At 67.9% G+C, this 24940-nt stretch carries 20 protein-coding genes; 10 read left to right on the top strand and 10 right to left on the bottom strand.

Annotation, left to right across the window (positions count from 1 at the left end):
• Positions 1-44: 44 nt before the first annotated feature.
• On the bottom strand, positions 45-2120 hold the full coding sequence (locus C6570_RS06580; RefSeq protein ID WP_106702507.1) for a lytic transglycosylase domain-containing protein: 2076 nt from the start codon (positions 2118-2120) through the stop codon (positions 45-47).
• Between the two features lie 9 nt (positions 2121-2129).
• On the opposite strand from C6570_RS06580, the gene C6570_RS06575 reads away from it, so the two are divergent.
• From C6570_RS06575 to C6570_RS06565, 3 genes are all read left to right on the top strand, one after another.
• Complete coding sequence (locus C6570_RS06575) at positions 2130-2723, top strand: 5-formyltetrahydrofolate cyclo-ligase (RefSeq protein WP_106702506.1); 594 nt, start codon at positions 2130-2132, stop codon at positions 2721-2723.
• Between the two features lie 253 nt (positions 2724-2976).
• On the top strand, positions 2977-4131 hold the full coding sequence (gene ppk2, locus C6570_RS06570; RefSeq protein ID WP_106702505.1) for a polyphosphate kinase 2: 1155 nt from the start codon (positions 2977-2979) through the stop codon (positions 4129-4131).
• Between the two features lie 676 nt (positions 4132-4807).
• Positions 4808-5176, top strand: a complete 369-nt coding sequence (locus tag C6570_RS06565; RefSeq protein WP_106702504.1) for a hypothetical protein — start codon at positions 4808-4810, stop codon at positions 5174-5176.
• A 26-nt stretch (positions 5177-5202) separates the two neighbouring features.
• Here C6570_RS06565 and C6570_RS06560 read toward each other — a convergent pair whose 3' ends face one another.
• From C6570_RS06560 to C6570_RS06550, 3 genes are all read right to left on the bottom strand, one after another.
• A complete protein-coding gene (locus C6570_RS06560; RefSeq protein WP_211297655.1) occupies positions 5203-6333 on the bottom strand; it encodes a helix-turn-helix transcriptional regulator in 1131 nt (376 codons plus the stop codon).
• Between the two features lie 6 nt (positions 6334-6339).
• The gene (locus C6570_RS06555) at positions 6340-7497 is read right to left on the bottom strand and encodes a helix-turn-helix transcriptional regulator (protein WP_245896320.1); all 1158 of its coding nucleotides are present in this window, start codon (positions 7495-7497) and stop codon (positions 6340-6342) included.
• A gap of 107 nt (positions 7498-7604) precedes the next feature.
• A complete protein-coding gene (locus C6570_RS06550; protein WP_106702502.1) occupies positions 7605-8603 on the bottom strand; it encodes a LysR substrate-binding domain-containing protein in 999 nt (332 codons plus the stop codon).
• 118 nt (positions 8604-8721) lie between these two features.
• Here C6570_RS06550 and C6570_RS06545 point away from each other — a divergent pair, with 118 nt between their 5' ends.
• Together C6570_RS06545 and C6570_RS06540 are read left to right on the top strand one after the other, a co-directional pair.
• Positions 8722-9162, top strand: coding sequence for a DUF2917 domain-containing protein (locus C6570_RS06545; protein ID WP_106702501.1), 441 nt, complete (start codon positions 8722-8724; stop codon positions 9160-9162).
• A gap of 325 nt (positions 9163-9487) precedes the next feature.
• Positions 9488-11806: an NADP-dependent malic enzyme gene (locus tag C6570_RS06540; RefSeq protein ID WP_106702500.1), complete on the top strand. Its 2319-nt coding sequence runs from the start codon at positions 9488-9490 to the stop codon at positions 11804-11806.
• Positions 11807-12047: 241 nt separating this feature from the next.
• Here the strand turns inward: C6570_RS06540 and C6570_RS06535 are convergent, their stop codons facing one another.
• The 3 genes from C6570_RS06535 to C6570_RS06525 form a co-directional block, all read right to left on the bottom strand.
• Complete coding sequence (locus C6570_RS06535) at positions 12048-12623, bottom strand: YceI family protein (protein ID WP_106702499.1); 576 nt, start codon at positions 12621-12623, stop codon at positions 12048-12050.
• Between the two features lie 109 nt (positions 12624-12732).
• Positions 12733-13308 carry a YceI family protein gene (locus C6570_RS06530; protein ID WP_106702498.1) on the bottom strand — a complete coding sequence of 192 codons (576 nt, stop codon included), beginning with the start codon at positions 13306-13308 and terminating at the stop codon, positions 12733-12735.
• Positions 13309-13397: 89 nt separating this feature from the next.
• On the bottom strand, positions 13398-13976 hold the full coding sequence (locus C6570_RS06525) for a cytochrome b (RefSeq protein ID WP_106702497.1): 579 nt from the start codon (positions 13974-13976) through the stop codon (positions 13398-13400).
• 290 nt (positions 13977-14266) lie between these two features.
• On the opposite strand from C6570_RS06525, the gene C6570_RS06520 reads away from it, so the two are divergent.
• Entirely contained in the window at positions 14267-16963 is a 2697-nt protein-coding gene (locus C6570_RS06520; protein WP_106702496.1) for a bifunctional acetate--CoA ligase family protein/GNAT family N-acetyltransferase, read from the top strand.
• A gap of 158 nt (positions 16964-17121) precedes the next feature.
• On the opposite strand, the gene C6570_RS06515 is transcribed toward C6570_RS06520, so the two are convergent.
• Both C6570_RS06515 and C6570_RS06510 read right to left on the bottom strand, forming a co-directional pair.
• Positions 17122-17622 (bottom strand): nucleoside deaminase, encoded by a 501-nt coding sequence (locus tag C6570_RS06515; protein WP_211297686.1) that lies wholly within the window; start codon positions 17620-17622, stop codon positions 17122-17124.
• A gap of 20 nt (positions 17623-17642) precedes the next feature.
• On the bottom strand, positions 17643-18677 hold the full coding sequence (locus C6570_RS06510) for an ABC transporter substrate-binding protein (RefSeq protein ID WP_106702494.1): 1035 nt from the start codon (positions 18675-18677) through the stop codon (positions 17643-17645).
• A gap of 577 nt (positions 18678-19254) precedes the next feature.
• Here C6570_RS06510 and C6570_RS06505 point away from each other — a divergent pair.
• Together C6570_RS06505 and rpoH are read left to right on the top strand one after the other, a co-directional pair.
• Positions 19255-20277, top strand: coding sequence for an isopenicillin N synthase family dioxygenase (locus C6570_RS06505; protein ID WP_106702493.1), 1023 nt, complete (start codon positions 19255-19257; stop codon positions 20275-20277).
• Positions 20278-20751: 474 nt separating this feature from the next.
• A complete protein-coding gene (rpoH, locus tag C6570_RS06500; protein WP_106702492.1) occupies positions 20752-21687 on the top strand; it encodes an RNA polymerase sigma factor RpoH in 936 nt (311 codons plus the stop codon).
• A 67-nt stretch (positions 21688-21754) separates the two neighbouring features.
• Here the strand turns inward: rpoH and C6570_RS06495 are convergent, their stop codons facing one another.
• Positions 21755-22711: an AraC family transcriptional regulator gene (locus C6570_RS06495; protein ID WP_245896318.1), complete on the bottom strand. Its 957-nt coding sequence runs from the start codon at positions 22709-22711 to the stop codon at positions 21755-21757.
• Positions 22712-22763: 52 nt separating this feature from the next.
• Between C6570_RS06495 and C6570_RS06490 the strand changes: the two genes are divergently transcribed.
• A complete protein-coding gene (locus C6570_RS06490) occupies positions 22764-23663 on the top strand; it encodes a DMT family transporter (RefSeq protein ID WP_106702490.1) in 900 nt (299 codons plus the stop codon).
• A gap of 141 nt (positions 23664-23804) precedes the next feature.
• Positions 23805-24800, top strand: a complete 996-nt coding sequence (locus C6570_RS06485; protein WP_106702489.1) for a Bug family tripartite tricarboxylate transporter substrate binding protein — start codon at positions 23805-23807, stop codon at positions 24798-24800.
• The last annotated feature ends 140 nt before the right edge of the window (positions 24801-24940 follow it).

Raw genomic sequence — 24940 nt, 5'->3', positions numbered from 1 at the left:
GCGCTACAGGCCAATTTACTTCATAACTCCAACTTCTGGCCGATTCAGGGCAGATCGGCGCTGGGGTCTGTCTGCCCCACCGCCAGCGGCCCCACTTGCCCCAGCCGCGCCTTGAGCGACTGCGGCTTGCCGGTCAGCATCACCGCGTAGTCGGTGGTGTTGGACAGCACCTTCTTCACGTAGTCGCGCGTTTCGTTGAAAGGCACGTTTTCGGCCCAGATGGCGCCTTCCAGCACCGGCCCATTGCGCCAGTTGCGCGGGCGCCCCGGCCCGGCGTTGTAGCCGGCGGCGGCCAGCGGCATGGAGCCCTGGAAGTCGTCCAGCGCCAGCTTGAGGTAATTAGTGCCCAGCAGCAGGTTGGTCTGCTGTTCGTTGATCTGCTCGGGCCGGAAGCCCTGCAGGCCGATCTTGCGCGCCGTCCAGCGCGCGGTGGCGGGCATCACCTGCATCAGCCCCGAGGCGCCCACGCCCGATCGCGCGTCCATCACGAAGCGGCTTTCCTGGCGGATCAGGCCGTACACGTACGCCGGGTCCAGCCCGATGCTGCGCGACTGGCCCACCACGCCGTCGCGCAGCGGCATGGGAAAGCGCTGGCTGAAATCCATGAAGCCCTTGGTGCGTTCGCTGGCGTTGATGCAGCGGTCCCACACCTGGCGCTGGCAGGCGAAGTCGGCCGCGGCGTACAGCTCGCGGTCGTTCATGCCGCCGCTTTGGTGCAGGTTGGTCCAGTAGTTCCATTCGCGCGTGCCTTCGCTGCGCAAACCCAGCGCGATGGCCAGCAGCGCGCGGTTCAGGCCGATGTGGCGGCGCGCCCATTCCTTTTCTTGCGCCGACAGCGGCGCCGGCCCGGCGGGCGTGGTGCTCAGCTGGCCCAGCTCTTCACGCGCCAGCTTTTCGTAAAAGCCCAAGCGACCTGGGTTGGCGGCCAGCTTGTCGAAGCCCGCGCGCGCGGCGGCGCGGTCGGCGTCGCTGCGGGCCAGCGCGAGCTGGGCGCGCGCCTTCCAGTACACCCAGGCGCCTTCGTCGGCGGCGGGCTCGCTCATGGCGTCGACGCTGCGAAGCACGGTGCGCCAATCGCCCTGGCGCAGTGCGGCGCGCACCTTCCAGGCCAGCTGGTCGTCGGGCAAATCTGCATCGCGCGTGACCTTGGCGAAGTAGCTGGGCGCCAGGTCAGACAGGTTGAGCGCCGACCACTTGCCGATCACGCCCCACAGCCAGTTGCGCTCTTCGGCGGTGAGCTGCACGCTCCACTTGCTGTCCAGCTGCTGGGCGGCCATGTCGGGGTTTTGCGTGGCCAGCTTGATGAGGGCCAGCACGATCAGCTCTTGCCCCTTGCGCGTACCCACGGCGGCGCGGCTGGCCAGGTAGCGCGCCGGGTTTTGCTGCAGGCTGGCCACGTCGGCGGCGACGTCGGGCGCGTCCAGCGCGACGGCCGCGCGCGCCAGGCTGGGGCGGTTGGCTTCGGTGGCCAGGCGGGCGCGCATCCACAGGTCGGTGAAAGGCATGGCGCCGGCCTGGTGCAGCAGCCCGGCGGCCAGCAGGCAGCCGTCGTCCAGATCGCGCTGGCCGAACCAGTCGCGGCGCACCTGCTGCACGGCGTCGCGCGTGGGCGCCTTGCCGCTGGCCACGTCGGCCGCTACGGCGTAGCAGCGTACCTGCGGGTCATCGCCCATGCGAAAGCGCGGCAGCTCGGGCACGAAAGACGCCCAGTCGCGGCGCTTGCCGGTCAGCAGCAGCCAGTCGTTGCGCAGGCGGTCTTCCTGGTAGGTGCCGGGGTAGCGGGCGGTGAAGGCCTGCACGTCGGCCAGCGTGGCGTCTTCCAGCCGGGCCTTCAGCTCCCAGTAGGCGGCCCAAGGCTCCAGCGCGTGGCCCTGCGCCAGCGGCAGCAGCGCGGCCAGGCGGGCGCGGTCGTTGCGGCGGAAGGCCTCGCGCATGTCCAGAATCACGCTGTCAGGCACCGCCTGCGGCGCCACGCCCACCTGCGCCTGTGGGGTGGCGGGCATCGCCGGCTGCGCGTTGGCGGGTGCCGGCTGGGCCAGCACAGGCAGCGCCGGGGCCAATGCGCACAGCGCGCCCGCTGCAAGGGCGCGCAACGGTGTCAGAATCTTCAAAACTCGCATCGTCCCATTATGAATAAGTCGTTTGATAAGAAGGCCTTGCGCGAGCGTCTGCTGCAGGAGCGTTTGCACCTGGAAGACCGCCTCGCCCGCGCCGACGCGCTGCAGGACATCATGCGTATCTGGCTGGTTGGCCGCCCGGATACCGTGATCGGCGCGTATTGGCCGATCAAGGGCGAGTTCGACCCGCTGCCCGCCCTGCACCGCTGGAAGGAAGACGGCGAGCTGCTGGACGAGCCCCAGCGTCGCCGCATTGGACTGCCGGTGGTCAACAAGGTTCACAAGACGCTGACCTTTCACGCCTGGTACCCGGGCTGCCCGATGGAAGAAGACGCCTACGGCATTCCCAAGCCGAAGGACACCGAGATGCTGGTGCCCACCCTGCTGTTCGTGCCCTGCGTGGGCTACGGGCCGGGCGGCTACCGGCTGGGCTACGGTGGCGGTTTCTACGACCGCACGCTGGCTTCGCTACAGCCGCGCCCCTTCACCGTGGGCCTGGGTTTTACCAACGGCTTCATCGACGATTTCGAGCCGGAAGCGCACGACCTGCCGCTGGACGCCATCCTGAACGACAACGGCGTGGTCTGGCCGGTCGGGCGCGGCTGAGCCGCGCCGCGCCTGGCGGCGCCGCCCGCCGTGCCCCGGATGGCCCCCGTGGCTTGCCCGCCACGCGCGCCGGCGGCCCATGCCGCCCGGCTCGCTGGCACAACGGCACAACGGCACAACGGCACATGGTCGCCAACCTCGCCCACTTGACCCGCATCAAGCCCCACCCGCCGCAGCGGGTGCATATTCAGGCTTGAACACAAGCCAGCGCGGCAACGGTACTTGGCGCCGCGCATTTCCTCGGAGGATTCCCATGACACGCCCTGCCCGTACCCGCGCCGACGCTGCCCTCAATGGCGCCGCCAGCCGCAAGAAGGCCAACGCCCGCCCGGTTCAGGCCGGCGACATTTCGCCCTCACTGAAACCCGAAGCCCTGGCCGCCTACGTCGCCTCTGAGGCCACCGCCGCCGCGCGCGGCGCGCAGGTGGAAGCGGCCTTGCGCCTGACGCAAGACGAGACCGTGGGCACCGCCGAAGAGCGCGCACGCGGCCTGCTGGCCCTGCTGGAAGGCGCCGCCCCGGACGACCGCAAAGCCCTGCGCAAGGCGCTGCGCTCGGCCCGCCCCGCAGCCGATGAAGTCGACCCCGACGAAGCGCTGGCGCCCGACTGGCGCGACGGCGGCTACCCCTACAAGAACCTGCTGCGCCGCGCCACCTACGAGAAAGAGAAGTTCAAGCTGCAGGTGGAGCTGCTCAAGCTGCAGAACTGGGTCAAGGAGACCGGCGCGCGCGTGGTCATCATCTTTGAAGGCCGCGACGCGGCTGGCAAGGGCGGCACCATCAAGCGCTTCATGGAACACCTGAACCCCCGCGGCGCGCGCGTGGTTGCCCTGGAAAAGCCCACGCCCACCGAGCTGGGCCAGTGGTACTTCCAGCGCTACGTGCAGCACCTGCCCACGCGCGGCGAGATCGTGCTGTTCGACCGCAGCTGGTACAACCGCGCCGGCGTCGAGCGCGTCATGGGCTTTTGCACCGACAAGGAATACCAGGACTTCATGCGCCAGGCGCCCGAGTTTGAGCGCCACCTTGTCTCCAGCGGCGTGTACCTCATCAAGTTCTGGTTCAGCGTGAGCCAGGCCGAGCAGCGCCGCCGCTTCAAGGAACGCGAAGGCCACCCGCTCAAGCAGTGGAAGCTGAGCCCCGTCGACAAGGCCAGCCTGGACAAGTGGGACGACTACACCCGCGCCAAAGAGCAGATGTTCTTTGAAACCGACACCGCCGACAGCCCCTGGACGGTGATCAAGAGCGTGTGCAAAAAGCGCGCACGCCTGAACGCCATGCGCTACGTGCTGCACAAGCTGCCGTACGACAACAAAGACCTAGCGCAGATCGGCAAGCTGGACCCGCTGATCGTCGGCCGCGCCCACGTGGTGTACGAGCGTGGCGAGCGCCCGCAGGCGCTGATGTAATCTGGCCTTTTGCTAGCTTTAGAGTAGCGCGCAGCGCTGATGCAGCAAGCGCCGGGAGTCGATTGACTTAACCAAGCTGCCCGGGCGATGGTGAGCCCGGCGCTGGCACGCTGGCCGATGGCGACGGGCGCCAGCCAGCCATGCCCGCGCTGCGCGCGGCGCACTCGGCGTCCGCCGTCGAATGCCTGGCGCGAACCCGGCGCGCCCCCCTCAGACCAGCAGGCACAGTGCCCTGCAGCCCCGCGCGGCGATCGCGCAAAGAATAGATGCGTTATACGACTCCAGCGCAGGCTGGACGGGCGGTAGCAGCTCTCATTTCAATAGCATTCGACAGAACACCCACTGGCGCAGGCAGGCCGCTGCGATCGCGGCGGTGCGCTTAGGTGCCGGCCCCGCCCTGCACCGCGCCGCGATGCGGGCGCAGCTGGGCGACATGTGACCGGGTGTGACAGCACTGAGCACCGAATTTAGCGATTACTGGGCGCACCGCCATCCCACAAATGCGGTATGGCGTGGCGGGTGCCCCTCGGGTTACTTTTGGCCGCGGCAAGGGCGGCACGGGCGGCACGCGTGGCGCTGCCGCCTGTTTGCGCGGTGGTGGCGCTGCGCGGGCCCGCCAAACCCCGCCAGCCGGTCGTCGACGTGGGTGGGTTGCCAACTAAAGAGGGTCTTCAACATGAACAAGATGGTTTTGGCGGCGTCGCTGCTGCTGGCGATGGGCGGCGGCGCAAAGGCGCAGCAGACGGAGAGCTTTCCCGAGGGTGCCGAGCCCCTGACTGCCGAGGCGCTGCGCTCGGCATTGGCCGGCAAGACCTTCACCGTCCAGTCGGCCACGGGCTCGAGCTGGCTGTTGGACTACAGGGACAACGGCGACTTCTTCATCCACGCCGGGCGTTTCAACAACCACGGCACTTGGCGCACCGAGGAGAGCCGGTTGTGCCAAAACTCCATCAAGATCACGAATTGCAATGAAATGCGCTTGAAAGACGGCTTGCTTCATATGCTGCGCAGCAACGGCGAAGTGGTCGTGCTGAAGCCGCGCTGACTGGGCGGCGCCCGTCAGTGGCCCTGTCAGCCGCCGCTCAAGGATTGAAGCAGGGCGACCAGCTCCAGCTGGCGGTGGCAGCCGGTCTTGCGCATGACGTTCTTGAGGTGGGTGCGCGCCGTGTGCCAGCTGATGCCCTCGGCGGCGGCAAATTCCTTGATGGTTTTGCCGTCGGCCAGCAGCAGCGCCAGCCGAGTTTCGGTGGGCGACAGGCCGAGGATGTCGCCCGCCAGACGCGGGCTGAGGCTGGGGCCCGCGCCGCGTGAAGTCACCACGATCAGGGCCGCGGGTTGCTGCAAACCGCTGGCCCAGGCGTAGCTGAGGGGCATGGGCATGGGCAGCACGGTGACCACCAGGCGCCGGGGGCCTTCAGTCAGCGCCAGCACGCCGGCCGCAGGCAGGCTGGCGCAGGCGCCGCGCACCAGTTGCTGCAAGCGCTCCTGCGCGGGCGCGGGGCTGCATTGCAAGCGCCCGTGGCGCACGCTCAGAGCGCCAGCGGCCGCAGGCTGGGCGAACAGCCGCTCAGCCACGCCGTTGGCGTGCCGAACGCGACATTGCGCGTCCACCACCGCTATGCCGTGCGGCAGGCCCTCCAGCGCCGCCATGCCCAAAGCCGCGCTGCGCGCCAGGGTGAGCATGCGCGCGCGCAGCCTGGACGCGCGCGCGATGTCGGGCATCAGCACGTCGATGAAGCGCTTGTCGTCGTCTGAAAAAGGCTTGGCACCCTTCGGGCGCATGAAGCTGATGAAGTCGCGCGCGCTGCCTTCGTGGCGGACCACCATCCCCGCCGTGTGTTGGAGGCCCAGCCCAACCAGCCAGTCGGCGTACACCGGGTTGCGCTGCATCTCCCGCGGGCTGAAGTGCTCGTGGTCCAGCATGACCGTGCCGGGCGCCAGGCTCACCGTGGCCGACAGGCGCCGGTCGTGCGCGGCATAGTGGGTCTCGTAGTCGGCCATGTGCCGGGCTTCCAGCCCGAACTGCTCAGGGTTGCCCACGCTTGCGGGCACTTCGCCCCCACGCTCGTCCAGCGTGAACCCATGAAAAATGCCCGCCTGCAGGTGGGTGTTCATGGCGTCCAGGGCCGCGCACCACGCGTGGGGCTGCAGCACCCCGTCGTAAAACAACCCGGTGATGGATTGGGCGGTGTGGGCCGGCATGTTGGGCTAGCCTGCGCGCAGGGACTGAAGCAAGCCCACCAGCTCCAACTGGCGATGGCACGCGGTCTTGCGCATGGCGTTCTTCAGGTGGGTGCGGGCCGTGTGCCAGCTGACGCCCTCGGCAGCGGCGAATTCCTTGACCGTTTTGCCAGCCGCCAGCAACAGCGCCAGGCGCGCCTCGGCAGGTGATAGGCCCAGCATCTGCTCCACCGCGCGAGAGCTTAGCCCGCCTGGCGAAGCGGGGTCTGCCACCAAGACCAGCGCCGCTGGCGCTTGCCATGCAGCGGCCGCCGCGTGGCTGGCTTTGAGGGGCAACACCGTCAAGGTGAGCCGCCGGCGCTGCCCGGCGAGGGCTTGTACGCCAGCGCAGCCGGGGCCGTGCCAACCGCAGGCCTTCGCGACGTGAAGCTGCAGCTGGGCTTGCGCCGCACCATCCAGGCAACGCAAGCTGCCATGGCGCTGCGCCAGGGCCTCAGTGCCCGCCAGCAGGCGTTCGGCAGCCGGGTTGCAGTAGCCAATGCGCAGCTGGGCGTCTACCACCAGGACGCTCTGCGGCAGCGCGTCGAGTGCGGCCAAGCCCCATTGGGCTTGCTGCGCCAGCTCGCGCGCGGCCGTGCGCAAGCCGGTGGCACGCACCATGTCGGGCAAGAGCTGCAGCGCCAGTTGCCGATCATCCTCGGTGAAGTGGGCTTGATCCGCCTGCCGCATGAAGCCGACGTATTGCTGCACGCTGCCTTGCACGCGCACTTTCAAGCCCATGGTGTATTTCATGCCCTGTGGCGCAAGGCAATCCACGTACACCGCGCTGCGCGACATGTGACGTTCGCTGAAATGCTCGTGGTCCAGCATCACCTGGCCCTCGCCCAACCGCATGGCGACGGGAAAGCGCTCGTCGATCATGGCGAAGTGGTTTGCGTAGGTCTCAAGCGCCTTGGGATCGTTGAGGCTGGCAAGGCTTTCCGCAACCACCCCTTGCTGCACATCCACGGTGAGATGGTGGAAGTTGCCCGCACCCAGCGCTGATCCGCAAGCCGCCAGGCCGTCGTACCAGTCCTGCGGCGAAAGCACGCCGTCGTACAGCCGTCCTGCGATTCGCCTGACCTGGTCGTGCATGGTGGTGGGTGTCCTCGCCGGCCATTTTAGTAACCGATTGTTTAAAGCCATCGGGGCTTACCCGTAGGCCGCGGCCACCTCCGCCTCAAAGCAACGCGCCCAACAAAACGCGATGTACGCCGCCCGTGCTTGCAGCGCATGGGCCGGGGCAGCGCCCCTCAATCCAGGTCGTTCACCATGTCGGGGTCATCGCCCTCGCCCACGGTGTGGCGGGTGCTGACCGATTCGGCCATCAGCCAGTCGGCAAAAGCCAGCACTTCGGGACGGTGCGTGCTGCGCGGCGCCAGCACCAGCCAGTACGCCATGGGCGACACCAGCCGCGCCTGCGGGAATTCGGCGGCGGGAAACACCTCCACCAGCTCGCCGCGCGTCAGGCTTTCGGCGACCAACGGCGGGCGGGCCAGCACCACGCCCTGCCCGCTCAGCGCGGCCTGCACCATCTGGTAGGCGTAGTTGAAGCTGAGCCAGCGCTTGGGCTGGGCGCGCTCCATCCCGTTGGCGTCCAGCCAGCGGCGCCAGGTCAGCCAGGCCAGGTGCGGCGTGTAGGCGTCGCCCGCTTCGATCAGGGTGTGCTGCAGCAAATCTTCGGGCTTGCGCAGGGGCGGCCCGCTTTTGAGCAGCCACGGGCTGACCATGGGCGTGACGGATTCGCCAAACAGCCGCCGCGCGCCCGGCGCCATGCGCTCGGCCGGGGCGTAGCGCACGGCCACGTCCAGGTCGGCAACTTCCAGGTCAACCGCCGAATCCGAGGCCTCGATGCGGATGTCGATGTCGGGGTAGGCGCGCTGAAAGGCTTCCAGCTTCGGGATCAGCCACATGGAAGCAAAGGATGCGAACGTGGTGACCGACACGTGCTTGCGCCCCGAGCTTTGGCGGATGTGGCGCACGGCCGCGTCGATGCGGGGCAGCGCCTGGCCCACGGCCTGCAACAGTTGCATGCCGGCGGTGGTCAGCTCCACCGCGCGGGTGTGGCGCAGAAAAAGGGGCACGCCCACCTCGTCTTCCAGCGACTGGATCTGCCGGCTGACGGCCGACTGCGTCAGCGCCATTTCCTCGGCCGCCATGCGGAAATTGAGATGCCGGGCCACCGCCTCGAACGCGCGCAGGTAGCCTGCCTGCACGGGGCGGGAACGCAGATGGGTCTGTGAATGCAGCATGTCGATTGATGCGAAAACGGGATGAATAGCGTGGCCGGAATTCATTGGACTGTCAACGCACGCGGCGGCACCATCACCTTCCGATTGACGACCAACCTTGCTTGAGTGGGAGACTGCCATGCGCACCCAACCCGACGCCCTTTCCTCCCTGGCCCTGCGCGCCCCGGCGCCCGGCCTGCACGCCCTGGCTGCCGGCCAGGCCCGCCGCTGGTGCGCCAGCCACTCCGGCGAACTGCGCGTGGCGCGCGGCTCGCTCTGGATCACCTTCGACGGCCCGCAACCCGGCACCGAAGCCGGCCCGCAGGGCGACCTGTTCCTGCACGCCGGTGAACGCCTGACCATGCCCGCCGGCGCCAGCGTGGTGATCGAGCCGGCCAGCCGCTGCCCCAGCGCGAACGACGCCGCCTTCACCTGGCAGGCGCAGCGCCCGGTGGGCCTGGGCGAAGCGGTGCGCGGCCCCGCCAGCGACTTGTCGCACGCGCTGGGCGACGCCGCCCACGCGCTGTCGCGGCTGATGGCGGGCGTGTGGTCGGCCGGGCGCGGGCCCTGGCGCGCCTGAAGAGCACCGCCCAGCACGGGCATCGACGGGCATCGCCGTCGTCATGAATACTCTTTTTTTGATAGCTTCCAGCGCTCTACCGTCCTGCGTTAGAGGCACTTTTTATTCTTGAACCCTTCCTGCTGATGCCTCGGGTGGCGTACCGCGCCGCAGCGGGCACCACCATCTGCTCCGCCCGCTGAGTCGCTTCACCGAAGCGACCTGCGGAGCGCCCGAAAGCCCCCTGGATTTGGAGTAGGCTTGCGAGACGGTCTGCATGCTGCGCGCGCCCACGTCTGGGGGCTGCGCGCCACAACCGCCATCGAATCAGCCAGGAGACACCACGATGACCAAGCCCCTCTCGCCCGCTGAGAAGGCCCTGCGCGAAGCCGCGCTGGAATACCACCGCTCACCCACCCGCGGCAAGATCGCCGTCAACGCCACCAAGCCGCTGTCCAACCAGCTGGATCTGTCGCTGGCGTATTCGCCCGGCGTGGCCTACCCGTGCCTGGACATTCAGGCCGACCCGTCCAAGGCGGCCGAATACACCAGCCGCGGCAACCTGGTGGGCGTGGTGACCAACGGCACCGCCGTGCTGGGGCTGGGCGACATCGGCCCGCTGGCCGGCAAGCCGGTGATGGAGGGCAAGGGGTGCCTCTTCAAGAAGTTCGCCGGCATCGACGTGTTCGACATCGAGCTGGCCGAGCGCGACCCCGACAAGCTGGTGGACATCATCGCGGCGCTCGAGCCCACGCTCGGCGGCATCAACCTGGAAGACATCAAGGCGCCCGAGTGCTTCTATATCGAGAAGAAGCTGCGCGAGCGCATGAACATCCCCGTGTTTCACGACGACCAGCACGGCACGGCCATCATCTCCAGCGCCGCGCTGCTGAACGCGCTGGAGCTGGTGGGCAAGCAGATCGGCGCCGTGAAGGTGGCCGTCAGTGGCGCGGGCGCAGCCGCCATCGCCTGCCTGGACGTGATGGTGGCGCTGGGCGTCAAGCCCGCCAACGTGTTTGCCTGCGATTCCAAGGGCCTGATCTACAACGGCCGCGCAGGCGGCTTTGACGAGAGCAAGGCACGCTTTGCCCAGCCCGATACGGGCCTGCGCACGCTGGCCGACGTGGTCAAGGGCGCGGACGTGTTCCTGGGCTGCTCGGCCGCGGGCGTGCTGACGGGCGACATGGTCAAGACCATGGCCGACAAGCCCGTCATCCTGGCGCTGGCCAACCCCGAACCTGAGATCCGCCCCGAAGAAGCGCTGGCCGCGCGGCCCGACTGCATCATCGCCACGGGCCGCAGCGACTACCCTAACCAGGTCAACAACGTCCTGTGCTTCCCCTACATCTTCCGGGGCGCGCTGGACTGCGGCGCCACCAAGATCACCGAAGAGATGAAGCTGGCCTGCGTGCGCGAGATCGCCGCGCTGGCCAAGGCCGAAACCAGCGCCGAAGTGGCCGCCGCCTACGCCGGCAAAGACCTGCAGTTTGGCGCCGAATACATCATCCCCACGCCGTTCGACCCGCGCCTGATCATGCGCATTGCCCCCGCCGTGGCCAAGGCAGCGGCCGAATCGGGCGTGGCCACGCGCCCCATTGAGGACATGGACGCCTACCGCATCAGCCTGGAGCGGTTTGTCTACCAAACCGGCATGGTGATGCGCCCGGTGTACGCCAAGGCCCACTCCGTGGCGCCGCAGAACAAGCGCGTGGCCTACGCCGAGGGCGAGGACGAGCGCGTGCTGCGCGCCGCGCAGATCGCCATCGACGACCGCCTGGCCACGCCTATCCTGATCGGCCGGCCCGCCGTGATCGAAACGCGCATCGCCAAGGCCGGCCTGCGCATGCGCCTGGGCAAAGACGTGGAATGCGTGAACCCCGAGGACGACCCGCGCTTTCGCACCTATTGGGAGACCTACCACCGCCTGATGGCGCGCAACGGCGTGTCGGTGGAGGCGGCCAAGGCCACGGTGCGCCGCTCCAGCACCGTCATCGCGGCGCTGATGGTGCACCTGGGCGACGCCGAGGCCATGCTGTGCGGGTTGGTGGGCCGCTTCGACGCGCACCTGGACAACATCCGCGACATCATCGGCGTGGAACCCGGCGCGCCGGGCCTGGCCACGCTGAACGCGCTGATGCTGCCCGAACGCACCCTGTTCATCACCGACACCTACGTCAACGACGACCCGGACGCCGAGCTGCTGGCCGCCATCGCCCAGATGGCCGCCATCGAGGTGCGTAACTTTGGCATGCCGCCCAAGGTGGCCTTCGTGTCGCATTCCAACTTTGGCTCGTCCAAGCGCCCGGCGGCGCTGAAGATGCGGCGCGCGCGCGAGCTGTTCCGCGAGATGGCGCCCGACATCGAATCCGACGGCGAAATGCACGCCGACAACGCGCTGTCGGTGGCGCTGCGCAACCAAGCCGTATCAGACAGCACGCTCACCGGCGAGGCCAACCTGCTGGTCTGCCCCAATCTGGATTCGGCCAACATCCTGTTCAACGTGCTGAAAATCACCGTGGGCAACGGCGTGACCATCGGCCCCATGTTGCTAGGCACGGCCGCGCCCGCGCACGTGCTGACGCCTTCCGCCACCGTGCGCCGGCTGGTCAACATGACGGCGCTGGCGGTGGCCGAGGCTGCGGCGCGGCGCGACACCCGCGCCTGATACGAATCCGCCCTCAAAAATATAAGAACCGTTCTGGCTGAGCCTGGCCTGTCCTGAGCTTGCCGAAGGGTCGAAGCCCTGCGCGGTGCATGCACTTCGACAAGCTCAGTGCGAACGGTTTCTGACGGATTGAACGCAATTTGGTATGAAGCCCGCGCCAGGCTGGCATGAAAAAACCCCACGGGCTTGGCGCCCGTGGGGTTTTGCTTTGCGGGCCGTTCTGTCCAGGGGCCCGGCGCGCTTACTGCCGCACGGCCTCCACGGTGGCGATCAGCTTCACTTCCTTGCCAGCGACCATGCCCATGCCGTAGTCCAGGCCCCACTGCGTGCGATCGATGGTGGCGCTGAAATCGCCGCCGCACACTTCGCGCTTGAGCATCGGGCTTTGGTAGCAGGCGAACTGGCTGGCCTTGAGCGTCACCGGGTGCGTCTTGCCCTTGATGGTCAGCTGGCCGTCCACGGACGACACCTTATCGCCCTTGAAGTGGAACTTGGTGCTGACGAACTTGATGGTGGGGTGCCTCTCAACGTCGAAGATGTCGGCGCCCTTCAGGTGCGCGTCGAAAGGCGGCACGCCGCTGTTCAGCGAGCTGGCGTCGATGGTCAGCTCGACGTGGCCGGTCTTGGCCGCGGGGTCGAACTGGATCTTGCCCTCCTCCTTGTCGAAGCGCACGCGGTTCACGGCAGCGCCGAAGTGGCTGATCTCGAAGTACGCGTGGGTGTGCGTCGGCTCGGTCACGTAGTCGGCGGCCATGGCGGGTACGGCGACGGCGACGGCAGTCAGGCCCGCGGCGGCGATCAGGGTGTGGAGTCGCATGGGAAGAATTCCTTTCAGGGTTGGGTTGCTACTAAAACACTAGCTGCCAGCGCTGGTGGGTGCTGCGCTACACGGAGATTTGATACTTAACAAGTCCAGGCAGGCGCGCTTACAGCTTGCCCACGCCGGTCATCACCAGCTTGAACTTGACCTGCACGTCGTCGGCCACCATCGAGGTGTCGGCCCATTCGTTCTCACCGATCTTGTAGGCCAGGCGCTTCAGGCTGAACTGCCCGGCCGCCGTGGTCTTCGCGCCGCTTTGCGTCAGCTGCACCGGCACCACCACGTCGTGCGCGGCGCCCTTGATCGACAGCTGGCCGGCCACCTCGTACTTGCCGCCGCCCAGGCTTTTGACGGTTTTGGCGTCGAAGGTGGCCTGGGGAAACTTGGCCACGTTGAACCAGGTGGGCTTGGGCAGCTCGGCATCGGTTTCCTTCACGCCCAGCGTGGCGCTGCCGGTGTCGATGGCCAGGTGAATGCGCGCGGCCTCGGGCTTGGCCGGGTCAAAGGTGATCTGGCCGTCGAACTTGCGGAAATGCCCTTCCACGGGCACGGCCATCTGGCGGCTGACGAAGCCCACGCTGCTCTCGGCAGGCACCAGTTTTTGCTGCGCGAAAGCCGGCGCGGCGGCCAGCAAGGCCAGCGCGGTGACCGGCAGCAAGCGGGAAATGGATGAAGACGACATGCGATTCCTTTGCAACAAGAAAAACCAGATGGAGGCCGAGGGCGCCTTGGCTCAGGACGTGGGCGGGGCGCCAAGGCGCGGCCCCTGGTTCAGCCGCCAGGCCACATGCGCGACATCAAGCCGTCGCGGTCGATCCACTGGTGCTTGACCACCGCCGCCACGTGCACCACCACCAGCGCGGCCAACGTGAAAGCGGCCCAGCCGTGCCAGGGCTTGATGGTGTCGGCCAGGGCCTTGTCCACCGGCAACAGATCGGGCAGCGGCATCACGCCGAACCAGACGATGGGAAACCCCGCGGCCGAGCTGTAGGCCCAACCCAGCAGCGGCACCGCCAGGAACAGCACATACATCAAGGCCTGCACCGCGTGGTGCGCCCAGCGCTGCCAGCCCGGCATGGCGGCTTCGGCCCGGGGTGAAAGCGGGGGCGGCCGATGCGTCCAGCGCCACAGCAAGCGCAGCACCGAAAGCAGCAGGATGGTGATGCCGGCCCATTTGTGCCAGTTGATCAGCTTGAGCTTCTGCGGTGAAAACGGCAGGCCGTTCATGTACAGGCCCACGCCGAACACGGCGACCAGCGCCAGCGCCAGCAGCCAGTGCAATCCGATGGCGACCGAATTGAAACGGCCGTGCGGGGTTGGGGAACGGGTGACGGATGGTGTTGAACTCATTCTTGTATTTGCCCCCGACGGGGGAAGCTTCCAACCGCTGTCTAGGCTCGGCCCGGCGCAAAAAGTTCAATTCATTTGAAGATTCGGGCGCAACGCCGCGTCAACGAAGGGCCTTCGGGGCCAGCCCGCCCATCGACGCTGCGCGCCGTCTCCAGCGGCGCTACCTGGCCAGCCGCAAGGGTTCACGTTCCTGCGTTACCCTAGGCCAGACGTTGGGGGGACGGCGCCCTGCCGATCCGCTTTTTCGGCAGCACTGGGTTTTTCGACTGCAACCACAGACACGCACGCACATGAGCACTCGCCATCTTGATTCGCTGTTTCAGCCCAAGTCCGTCGCCGTGATCGGCGCGTCCGGCCGGGCCTACTCGGTCGGCGGCACGCTGTGGCGCAACGTGCGCAGCGGCGGCTTTGGCGGAGCGATCTACCCGGTGAACCCGAAGTACAAAGAGCTGGACGGCCGCCGCTGCTACGCCCGCGTGGACCAGCTGCCCGAAGCGCCCGAGCTGGCCGTGATCTGCACACCGCCGGCCACCGTGGTCGAGCTGATGCGCCAGCTGGCCCAGCGCGGCACCCAGGCGGTGGTGGTCATCACCGCGGGCCTGTCGGCCGAGCAAAAGCAGGCCATGCTGGACATCGCCCGCCCGCGCCTGATGCGCATCCTGGGCCCCAACTGCGTGGGCCTGCTGGCGCCGCACGCCGGGCTGAACGCAAGCTTTGCGCACATCCCGGCGCGGCCCGGGCAGTTGGCCTTCATCTCGCAATCGGGCGCGCTGGTCACCGCCATGCTGGACTGGGCCGAGGCGCGCGACATCGGTTTTTCGCACTTCGTTTCACTGGGTGAACACGCCGACGTGGACTTCGGCGACATGCTGGACTACCTGGCCAACGACCCGCAAACGCGCGCCATCCTGCTGTACATCGAATCGATCGACGACGCGCGCAAGTTCATGTCGGCCGCCCGCTCGGCCGCGCGCAACAAGCCGGTGATCGCCGTGAAGGCCGGGCGCAGCGAACAAGGCAGCCGCGCCGCGGCCTCGCACACGGGGGCACTGGCCGGCTCGGACGAGGTTTACGACGCCGCCATCGCCCGCGCGGGCATGCTGCGCGTGGACAGCCTGGAGCAGCTGTTCCTGGCGGCCGAGATCCTGACGCGCTTTCGCGCCCCCATCGGCGACCGCGTGACCATCCTGACCAATGGCGGCGGCGCCGGCGTGATGGCCGCCGACGCCTGCGCCGCCCAAGGCGTGCCGCTGGCCACGCTGGGCGAGCTGGTGGTGCGCGAGCTGGACACCGTGCTGCCCGCCAACTGGTCGCACGACAACCCGGTGGACATCATTGGCGACGCGCCCGCGCAGCGCTATGTGGATGCGCTGCAGGTGCTGGCGCGCCACCCGCAGCCCACGGGCACGCTGCTGTTCATTCAGGCGCCCACGGCGATCGTGCCATCGGCCGACATCGCCCGCGCGATGGTGCCTGTCGTGCTGCCGCCTGGGCGCCCGCCCCTGCCGCTGGTCGCCAGCTGGATTGGCGGGCCCGCCGTGGCCGAGGCGCGCCAGATCTTTGTGAACGCGGGCATCGCCTGCTACGACATGCCCGAACAGGCCGTCGCCGCCATCGGCATGCTGCAGCGCTACGCCCAGAACCAGGCGCAACTGACGCAAGCGCCGCCCGCCGGTGCGGGCACGGAGGCTGCCCCCGACGTAGCCCGCGTGCGCGCCATCGTCGAGCAAGTGCTGGCCAGCGGGCGCGACATGCTGACCGAGCCCGAGGCCAAGGCCGTGTGCGAGGCCTATCGCATCCCCGTGGTGGCCACCCGCACCGTGCCGGCCGACGCCGAAGCCGCCGCGCATGAGGCCGCGCGCATCGGCTTTCCGGTGGTGCTCAAGATCCTTTCGGAAGACATCAGCCACAAGTCCGACGTGGGGGGCGTGGCGCTCAACCTGCAAGACGCTGCCGATGTGCGGCACGCCGCCACCAGCATGCTCGACCGCGTGCGCAAGGTGCACCCCAAGGCGCGTCTGGAGGGCTTTACCGTGCAGCAGATGGTCAAGCTGGCCAAGGCGCAAGAGCTGATCATCGGCGCCAGCATCGACCGCGTTTTCGGCCCCATCATCCTGTTCGGCCAGGGCGGCGTGGCGGTCGAGGTGACGAAGGACAGCGCCACGGCGCTGCCGCCGCTGAACACCCCGCTGGCGCGCGCCCTGATCGGCCGCACGCGCGTGGCGCGCCTGCTCAAGGGCTACCGCGACGTGCCACCCGCCGACGAAGACGCGGTGGTGCGAACGCTGGAAGCTGTATCGCAACTGCTGGCGGACATTCCCGAGCTGGCCGAGCTGGACATCAACCCGCTGCTGGTCAACCACGAGGGCGCCATTGCGCTGGACGCGCGCGTGCGCGTCAGCGCCGCGTGCCCTGCGGGGGCGCGGCATTTCGCCATTCAGCCGTACCCGTCGGGCCTGAGCGAAACCCTGGAATGGGACGGCCGGCGCATCACCATCCGCCCGGTGCGCCCAGAAGACGAGCCCGCGCACCGCGCCTTTATCGACGCGCTGGCCCCCGACGACATGCGCATGCGCTTCTTCCACAGCCGCCCACGGCTGGAGCGCACCGAGCTGGCCCGCCTCGTGCAGATCGACTACACGCGCGAAATGGCCTTCATCGCCACCGCCGACGACGCCAGCGGCACCCCGCAAACCCTGGGCGTGGCGCGTGCCATTGCCGACCCGGACAATGTGCAGGCCGAGTTCGGCATCATCCTGCGCGCCGACCTGAAGGGCCGGGGCCTGGGGCGCTTGCTGCTGCAGCGGCTGATCACCTACCAGCGCGCTGCCGGCACGCAGCGCCTGGTCGCCACCATCCTGGCGGAAAACGAAGGCATGCGCGCGCTGGGCCGGCGCCTGGGCTTCACCGAACAACCCACCCCCGGCGACGCCTGCACGGTGCAGCTGAGCCTGGCGCTGCAAAGCGGCAACGCGGCCAGGGCCTGAGGCCGCCTGTTCGGCCATCCAACGGCGGCCCGCGCGAGCGTCTTGAACCTGCAGAGCTTGGCGGGCAGGCCAATCCGAGCGGGGCCGCGCGGCGCGCAAGAGGCGCGCCAGCGACCTTCGAAACCGCTTGCGCCTCCACCGAGGCCGCAGAGGCGGCTTCACGCCTTCCAACCGCCCTGATGCGATGCGCTGGCCTGCGCGATCAACGCGGGACCCAGGCAATCAATGGCGCGCGGCGAGGCGTCGAAGACGTCGCGGCAAGACAGCTCGGCATCGCGCTGATCCAGCCGCTCGCCGCGAAACACGCGCAGCCGCACCGCGTCGATGCCGTACACCACGCGGCCGATGTTCGACCAATAGATGGCGCCCGCGCACATCACGCAGGGTTCGCCAGACGAGTACAGCGTGGCGGTGGCCAGCGCGTCGCGGCTATGGCTCGGGCTGGCCATTCGGATGGCCGAGGTCTCGGCGTGCGCAGTGCAATCACCGGTTTCGGCCGTGGCGTTCCACGCTTGCGCCAACACCTGGCCGTCTGCGGCCACGATCACCGCACCGAACGGCCGGTTGCCACGCTCGCGGGCCTTGTCCGCCATGGCAATGGCATGAAGCAGGTACTGTCCATCGCGCTCACTCAGCGCGACTTCCTGCGGAAGGCCCATGGGGACTTCACCTTGGGCGCTCATGCGGCAGCCTTGCGGTCGGCGGCTGCGGGCAAGAACGCGGGGTTGAAGACGCGATCCGGCGTGGGCTTGCGCGCCAGGCCAAAGACGGTCGCCACTTCGTTGATCTGATTGGTCAGCACAGCCGGTTGCACGGCACCTAGACCGATGGCCTGAGTTTCTGCGGTCTGCAGATATTGGCGCGTGATCGCCCAGCGCTCTCGCTCGACATCGGTGTTCAGAATCGGCTCGCGCGCCTTCACGGCGGCCAGCGCGGCCTCGGGATTGGCCAGTGTCTCGCGCAGCGCCCGGTTGCTGGCACGCAGAAAGGCTTTGGCGACATCGGGCTTGTCCCGCAGCAGCTTGCCTGCAACGATGGCGTTGCCGTACAGGTTGAGGCCGGTCTTGGCATATTCGAGCACCGACAGATCCTTGGGCGGCATGCGCGCAAACAACGACACCGCCGAGTCGTGGAAGTAGGTGGCGGCATCCACGTCGCCGCGAACCATCACGTTATCGCGCGCACTGAAATCGGTGGTCACCCACTCGAACAGATCCGGCTGAATCTTGAGCGCCCTGGCGACCATGGGCCAACTGCGGCGCGTGGACTCCACGGCCGCCGCCGCCACCTTCTTGCCCTTGAGCGAACGGAAGTCGGTGGTAATGCCGCGATCCTTGCGCCCAATGATGACGAAGGGCGCGCGGTTGTAGTACTGGTAGATGGCCTGCACAGGCGTTTCAGGGTTCTGCGCGTGAAACTCCACCAGGGAACTGATGTCGCCCAGACCCAGGTCGTACACGCCGCTGGCCACGCGCATGATCGAAGCGACCGAGCCGGAGCCCACGTCGATATCGACCTGTAGCCCCTCATCTTTGTAGTAGCCCTTGGCCTGCGCGAGGAAAAAGGGCGAAGTCTGGCTGGTGATACGAAAGTCCAGGGTGAACTTCAGGGGTGTCAGGGGCTGGGCATGCACGGCGGGGGCCATGATGCTGGTGCCCATCAGCGTGGCGCAGGTGGAGGCAAGGGAGGTGCTGAGAAAGTGGCGTCGTTGCATGGCAAGGGCTCGGGTTCAGTCAACAGGCCCGACGCGCAGACGATGGCCGCCGGCGAATCGGTGCGAACTGAGCAATTTCCGGGCGCCTGCCACCGTCGGCCGCAGGCGCTGAACGCTTCTACTCAATACGCACGGTACGCAAGTCGCGTGCCGAAAGATCTGCACGCCCGCTCGGCGTTGCCATGCCCTGGCGGGCCCCTGAACTGACCTGGCATGCCGGTGCTACCGGCCTTGTTGTGGTGCAGCGCCCACCCACGTCGGTGCACCTGCGCCCTCGCTTGGGGCTACGGCCGTACGCAGGCCACGCGTCAAAGCGCCACATGCACGGCCAAGCCTGGTCTGCAAATTGCTTGAGACGAGAGCTGAGAGTAGAAGCGTTCAGCCCCAGCCAGGCGCCCAGCGTGCCCGGCTTGGCGGGTCATTGCTCTTGAAGTGGGCCGAAGTGCGTACCGCGACTTTCCGGAAGGAAAGCCGGCAGACCATCACTGCGGCCCTGGTTCCTTCAAGCGGCTCATGTCACGCGCGCCATCCGTCTGCCATGGGCCATGGTTCACCCGCACCACGTAAGGTCATCACCATGCCAAGCTCCTCACCCTCTGTTTACGAACCCTCCGCAGCCCCCGACGTTCTGGGTGAGCTGGAAAAAGAATCGCGCATGGGCGGCGCGATGGACGGCGAAACCTCCGCTCGCGAAGTGCGCCGCATCGACATTTCGGACTTCGCTCGCCGCAAGGAGGAAATCGCTGAGCAGCTCTGGAGCGCCTCGGTCGATATCGGCTTCTTTCAGGTGACGCACCACGGCATTCCCGTGGAGGACATCCGCGCCGCCTTTCAGCGTGCCGAGGCGTTCTTTGATCTACCCGCCGAAACCAAGGCCCAGTGGCCCCTGGCGCGCAACGCTGGGTGGGAACACAAGGCGCAGATCCGCCCATCTACCCGCACCCCCGACCAGAAAGAGTCTTATCAGATCACCCGCCCGCGCATGGCCGGACTGTGGCCCAGCGAGGCGGAACTGCCCGGCTTCCAGGCGGCCACGCTGGCGTTTGAGCGCCAGTGCTGGGAAGTGGGGATGCGCCTGCTCTCGTGCTTTGCTTTCAAGCTGGGCTTCGACCCCGAATTCTTCACCCGGGCCCACGACCCGCAGTTGCCCAGCTACCAGAGCACCTTGCGCATGCTGCACTACTTTGCCGTCGACCCTGCACTTAAGGACGAGCTGGGCTTATGGCGGGCAGGCGCGCACACCGACTTCGATTGCCTCACGCTGCTCTTCCAGCGCCCCGGCCAGGGTGGGCTGCAGGTGCTGCCGGGCAAGGAAGCTGAGGGCCGCCAATGGACCAGCGTGGAGCCGGCCGAAGGGGTGATCACCTGCAACATCGGCGACATGCTCACCCGCTGGAGCGACGACCAACTGCCCAGCAACTTCCATCGCGTGCGCAACCCGTTGCCGCATGAATACCAGGGCGCCCGCTACAGCCTGGCTTTCTTCTGCCAGGCCAATGAAGACGCTGTCATCGAAGGGCCCGGGAAGAAGTACCCACCGATCACCGGGGCAGAGTACCTGCGCCAGCGCATCAGCGCCAACTTCTCCAATCGCTATTGAAGAAAATGGGCTCCAGCGCAGGTGAGTGCAGCGCTAGCAGCTATATTTTGCATAGCGAATTGCTTCCGCTGCAGCCGTGCACTTCAGGGCGAAACGCGCGGCCCCGGCCCACAAGCCCGCGCCTGGCCCGCGCGGAAGCAGCTAGTCCAGCTCTGCACCGGCCCAATGTGACCCCGTTCGCGCAACGGCGCGACGAGCGAGCGCGGCAACCGCCTACACGCCAGCGCTCGCCACACCGCAAGAATGCAGCAATGCCCTAGAGCGCAAGTGGACTTCCTGCAAGGCAGGCGCCGCCGGCCAGACTGTTAAGTCTTTGATATTCAATGGTTTTCAGCCTGATTCTGCAAACCGACCGGCACAGCAGCTTTGTCAGCCAATACTCCCTCTGGGCACGGAACTTTCGCTTTGGCACTCAATCGAAGAGAGTGCTAAGATTACCTGAGCAATATGAAAGGACATTCCAAGATGACCCGTATGGATACCGCCTCCAGCTCTGGCGCTGTAGCGCTGGCCAATCCGTGGGCCGTCGTTCCGCCGCTGGGCAACCTGGATGCGTACATCACCGCCGTCAATCGGCTGCCCATGCTTACCCAAGAGGAAGAGCAGCGCTTTGCCCGCGAGCTGCGCGATGACGACAACCTGGAAGCCGCCGGCAAACTGGTGTTGTCGCACCTGCGCCTGGTGGTTTCCACCTCGCGCCAGTACCTGGGCTATGGCCTGCCGCACGCCGACCTGATTCAGGAAGGCAACGTCGGCCTGATGAAGGCCGTCAAGCGCTTCAACCCTGACCAAGGCGTGCGCCTGGTCAGCTACGCCCTGCACTGGATCAAGGCCGAGATTCACGAATACATCCTGAAGAACTGGCGCCTGGTGAAGGTGGCGACCACCAAGGCCCAGCGCAAGCTGTTCTTCAACCTGCGGTCCATGAAGCAAGGTTTCAAGGCCGAGGACGCCGAAGCCGACATCACCCACCGCGATGTGCTGACGGATGCGCAGATCGACGTGGTGGCGACGCAGTTGAACGTCAAGCCCGAGGAAGTGCGCGAGATGGAAACGCGCCTGTCTGGCGGCGACGTGCTGCTGGACCCGACGCCCGCAGACAGCGATGGCGAACAGGCTTTTGGCCCCATCGCTTACCTGTCGGACGCGCACCATGAGCCCACGGCGATGATCGAATCGGCCCAGCGCGACGCGCTGGCCACCGAAGGCATTGCCACGGCGCTGAAAAGCCTGGATGAGCGCAGCCGCCGCATCGTGACCGAGCGCTGGCTGAATGTGAACGACGACGGCTCGGGCGGCATGACGCTGCATGAACTGGCGGCCGAATACGGCGTGAGCGCCGAGCGCATCCGCCAGATCGAGGTGGCGGCCATGAAGAAGATGAAAGCTGCGCTGGCAGAGTACGCCTGAGCCAGCCCCGCGCCACCCCTCAAGAACCGCAGCTCAGGCTGCGGTTTTTTTTATGGCGGCAACGCGCTCAGCCCCGGCTTGCGGCGCGGTATTGCCCCGGCGTGACCCCGCGCGCGGCGCGAAAGCGGCGAACCAGGTGGCTGGCGCTGGCGTGTCCACTGGCCACCGCCACCGCCTCCAGCCCTGCTTGGTGATGGGGCCCGCGCAGCAGATCGGCCGCGCGTTCCAGGCGCTGCGCGGCCAGCCACGCATGCGGCGCGCAGCCGAACGAGATACGAAACGCGTGCGCGAAGTGGTGTTCTGACAGGGCGCAGAACGCCGCCATCTCGCCCACGGTGACCGGCTCGGCCAGTCGCGCCTGCAACCAGTCGGCCAACCGGCGGCGCAGCGACGGCGCCAGGCCGCCGCGCATCAGCACGCCCCGCACCCGCCGGCTGTGCGCCATCAGCAGCTGCGCCAACGCGGCGTGGCCGAACTCGTTGGCGCGCAGGCGCGAGGTGGGCGTCGCCCAGTCCAGCGCCGCCATGGCCGCCAGCAGGCGGGCCAGCGCCGGGTCATCGGCAAAGTTCAGCTCGGGCAGCGCCACCTCGCGCGGCTCACACTCCAGCAGGCGCAGCGCCAGCGGGCCCAGGCGCTCAGGGGCGAAGTACAGGTGCAGGAACTGTTGCTGCTCGCCCACCACCCAATCGACGACGTGGCCGGCGGGCATCAGGCACAGCTTGCCCGGCGCGCCGCGCTGCTGGGGCGCATCCTCCCGGAAAGTGCCCTGGCCGCCCTGCAGATAAAGCGACAGGGTGTGGTGCGTGGGCTGGTAGCGCATGGCGTCGCGCTGGTTGGACCACAGTGCTACCGACAGCCCGTCGCCCAGGGCCGCGCGGCGATGCAGGCGCGCGTTGGAGCGGGCCAGCACCTCGTCGATGCGGCACGCTGGGCTGGGCGCGTGCGCAGGTGTGGGCAGGTTCGACGGCGTGGAACTGGCGAATGTACCCCCGCACGCCGCCGCGCCGCCGGGGCAGCGCAACAAACCGCAGAAACGTGCAACTGGCCGCGCACCGGCGCGCCGACACTGCCGCACCATGACCGCTTTTCTCTACATCACCACGGTGCTCGTCTGGGGCAGCACCTGGATCGCGCTCAAGCTGCAGTTGGGCGCGGTGCCCATCGTCTGGTCGATCGTCTGGCGTTTTGCGCTGGCGGCGCTGGTGCTTTTCGCGTGGCTGATCGCCCGGCGCCAGTTGCGCGTGCCGGTGCGCGCCGCCTGGGCGCTGGTGGGCGCGCAGGGCATCTGCCTGTTCTGCGTGAACTTCATTTGCTTCATGAACGCCAGCCGCTACGTCCCCAGCGGGCTGGTGGCGGTGGTGTTTTCCACGTCCACGCTGTGGAACGCGCTGGGCGCGCGGCTGGTTTTCCGGCGCGCGCTGACGGCGCCGGTGTTGGGCGGCGGCGCCGTGGGGCTGCTGGGCCTGACGGCCATGTTCTGGCCGGAGATCGCCGGCCACGGCGCCAGCCCGCAGACGGCGGTGGGCCTGGCCTGGGCGCTGGGCGGCACGCTGTGCTTTTCGTGCGGCAACCTGCTGTCGGCCCGCCTGCAGTCGCTGGGCGAGAAGCCCGCGTTGACCAACGCCTGGGGCATGGCCTGGGGCGCGGTGGTGCTGGCCGTGGGCAGCCTGTTGGCCGGGGTTTCGCCGGCTTTCGATTTTTCACCCACCTACGTTGGGGCGTGGCTGTATCTGGCCACCGCGGGGTCGGTGGTGGGCTTCACCGCCTACCTCATGCTGGTGGGGCGCCTGGGGCCGGAGCGGGCGGCCTACTGCACGGTGCTGTTTCCGCTGGTGGCGCTGTCGATCTCTTCAGTGGTGGAGGGCTATCGCTTCACGCCGCCCGCGATCGCCGGCCTGCTGCTGGTGATGGCGGGCAATGTGCTGATCTTCCGCAAGCCACGGGTGCCCAGCGCGGCCGGGAACGGGGCACGCTGAGGGCGCGGGGGCGCGCTGAGGGCGCAGGGGCGCGCTGAGGGCGCAGGGCGTCAAGCGCGTCACAATCGCGGACGGCGCCGCTCCGGTCGGAACGGCTTGCCTCTTTTTGCAGCAACGCGCCCCGGCGCACCCGATTTCGCCATGCCCTGCTTCACCTCATCGCGCCGCCAGGCGCTGCTTTCCGCCTTGTCCGCCGGCCTGCTCGGCCTGGCTGCCGCGCCGCTGGCGCAGGCCGCCGACGCGTGGCCCAGCAAACCGCTGCGCATCGTGGTGGGCTTTCCGGCCGGGTCTTCGCCCGACCTGACGGCGCGCGCGCTGGCCGAGCCGCTGGAAAAAGCACTGGGCCAGCCCGTCATCGTCGACAACCGCGCCGGCGCGGGTGGCAACATCGGCGCCGACGCCGTGGCCAAGGCCACAGACGGCCACACCATCGGGTTGATGATCAACGGCAACCTGACCATCGCCAAGATGATCAACCCCGCCGTGCGCTACGACCCGCTGAAGGATTTCGCCCCCGTCAGCCTGGTCGGCGTGGCGCCGCTGGTGCTGGTGGCGCCGGCCGGCGCCGCGGGTGACGACGCCCCATCCTTCTTCAACGCCGCGCGCGCCGCCGGCAAGCGCTGGAGCTACGGCTCGCCCGGCGTCGGCACCGTGGGCCACATCGGCATGGAACTGCTCAAAAGCCGCTCCGGCATCGCGCCCGTGCACGTGCCCTACCCCGGCTACCCGCAGGTCTTCAACGCCATCGTGGCGGGCGACCTGCAGTTGTCGATGCTGCCGCCGGCGCTGGCCAACGCGCAAATCAAGGCCGGCAAGCTGCGCGGCATCGGCGTCACCTCCAGCGGCCGCAGCACGCTGGTGCCTGAACTGCCGAGCTTGGCCGACGCGGGCGTGAAGGGCTACAACCTCGAAATCTGGAACGCCGTCGCCGCGCCCGCCACCATGCCGAAAGCGCACGTCGAAAAGCTCGCCGCCGCCGTCAGCGCCATCGTGCGCACGCCGGAGATGCGCCAGCGGTTGTTCCAGCAGGGTTGGCAGCCCGTGGGCTCATCGCCCGAGGCGCTGGCGAATCGGATTCAGGGGGATGCGCAGGTGCTGGGCGGGATTATTCGGGCGCAGAGGATTTCGGCGGAGTGATGGGCGAGCGCGGGCAGCGCCCCACGATCCACTCTTGATTTGATAGCTGCTTGCGCTTGACTGGCAAGCGCGCGGGCCTTTTTCGCGCCTCGCTTCATCGTAAAAAGCGGCGCGCGTTGTGGGCGCCCCTTCTTGGAGTT

The organism is Ottowia oryzae (genome assembly GCF_003008535.1).
Classification (GTDB): domain Bacteria; phylum Pseudomonadota; class Gammaproteobacteria; order Burkholderiales; family Burkholderiaceae_C; genus Ottowia; species Ottowia oryzae.
This window is presented reverse-complemented; position numbering and strand designations above follow the sequence as displayed.

What these genes read in the sequence shown, in the direction of transcription:
- C6570_RS06580 (WP_106702507.1), bottom strand. Translation starts at nt 2,120, where the DNA reads ATGCGAGTTTTGAAGATTCTGACACCGTTGCGCGCCCTTGCAGCGGGC.
- C6570_RS06490 (WP_106702490.1), top strand. Translation starts at nt 22,764, where the DNA reads ATGACCGCTTTTCTCTACATCACCACGGTGCTCGTCTGGGGCAGCACC.
- C6570_RS06540 (WP_106702500.1), top strand. Translation starts at nt 9,488, where the DNA reads ATGACCAAGCCCCTCTCGCCCGCTGAGAAGGCCCTGCGCGAAGCCGCG.
- C6570_RS06505 (WP_106702493.1), top strand. Translation starts at nt 19,255, where the DNA reads ATGCCAAGCTCCTCACCCTCTGTTTACGAACCCTCCGCAGCCCCCGAC.
- rpoH (WP_106702492.1), top strand. Translation starts at nt 20,752, where the DNA reads ATGGATACCGCCTCCAGCTCTGGCGCTGTAGCGCTGGCCAATCCGTGG.
- C6570_RS06485 (WP_106702489.1), top strand. Translation starts at nt 23,805, where the DNA reads ATGCCCTGCTTCACCTCATCGCGCCGCCAGGCGCTGCTTTCCGCCTTG.
- C6570_RS06575 (WP_106702506.1), top strand. Translation starts at nt 2,130, where the DNA reads ATGAATAAGTCGTTTGATAAGAAGGCCTTGCGCGAGCGTCTGCTGCAG.
- C6570_RS06550 (WP_106702502.1), bottom strand. Translation starts at nt 8,603, where the DNA reads ATGCTGCATTCACAGACCCATCTGCGTTCCCGCCCCGTGCAGGCAGGC.
- C6570_RS06535 (WP_106702499.1), bottom strand. Translation starts at nt 12,623, where the DNA reads ATGCGACTCCACACCCTGATCGCCGCCGCGGGCCTGACTGCCGTCGCC.
- C6570_RS06515 (WP_211297686.1), bottom strand. Translation starts at nt 17,622, where the DNA reads ATGGGCCTTCCGCAGGAAGTCGCGCTGAGTGAGCGCGATGGACAGTAC.
- C6570_RS06555 (WP_245896320.1), bottom strand. Translation starts at nt 7,497, where the DNA reads ATGGCTTTAAACAATCGGTTACTAAAATGGCCGGCGAGGACACCCACC.
- ppk2 (WP_106702505.1), top strand. Translation starts at nt 2,977, where the DNA reads ATGACACGCCCTGCCCGTACCCGCGCCGACGCTGCCCTCAATGGCGCC.
- C6570_RS06560 (WP_211297655.1), bottom strand. Translation starts at nt 6,333, where the DNA reads ATGCCGGCCCACACCGCCCAATCCATCACCGGGTTGTTTTACGACGGG.
- C6570_RS06525 (WP_106702497.1), bottom strand. Translation starts at nt 13,976, where the DNA reads ATGAGTTCAACACCATCCGTCACCCGTTCCCCAACCCCGCACGGCCGT.
- C6570_RS06545 (WP_106702501.1), top strand. Translation starts at nt 8,722, where the DNA reads ATGCGCACCCAACCCGACGCCCTTTCCTCCCTGGCCCTGCGCGCCCCG.
- C6570_RS06565 (WP_106702504.1), top strand. Translation starts at nt 4,808, where the DNA reads ATGAACAAGATGGTTTTGGCGGCGTCGCTGCTGCTGGCGATGGGCGGC.
- C6570_RS06520 (WP_106702496.1), top strand. Translation starts at nt 14,267, where the DNA reads ATGAGCACTCGCCATCTTGATTCGCTGTTTCAGCCCAAGTCCGTCGCC.
- C6570_RS06530 (WP_106702498.1), bottom strand. Translation starts at nt 13,308, where the DNA reads ATGTCGTCTTCATCCATTTCCCGCTTGCTGCCGGTCACCGCGCTGGCC.
- C6570_RS06510 (WP_106702494.1), bottom strand. Translation starts at nt 18,677, where the DNA reads ATGCAACGACGCCACTTTCTCAGCACCTCCCTTGCCTCCACCTGCGCC.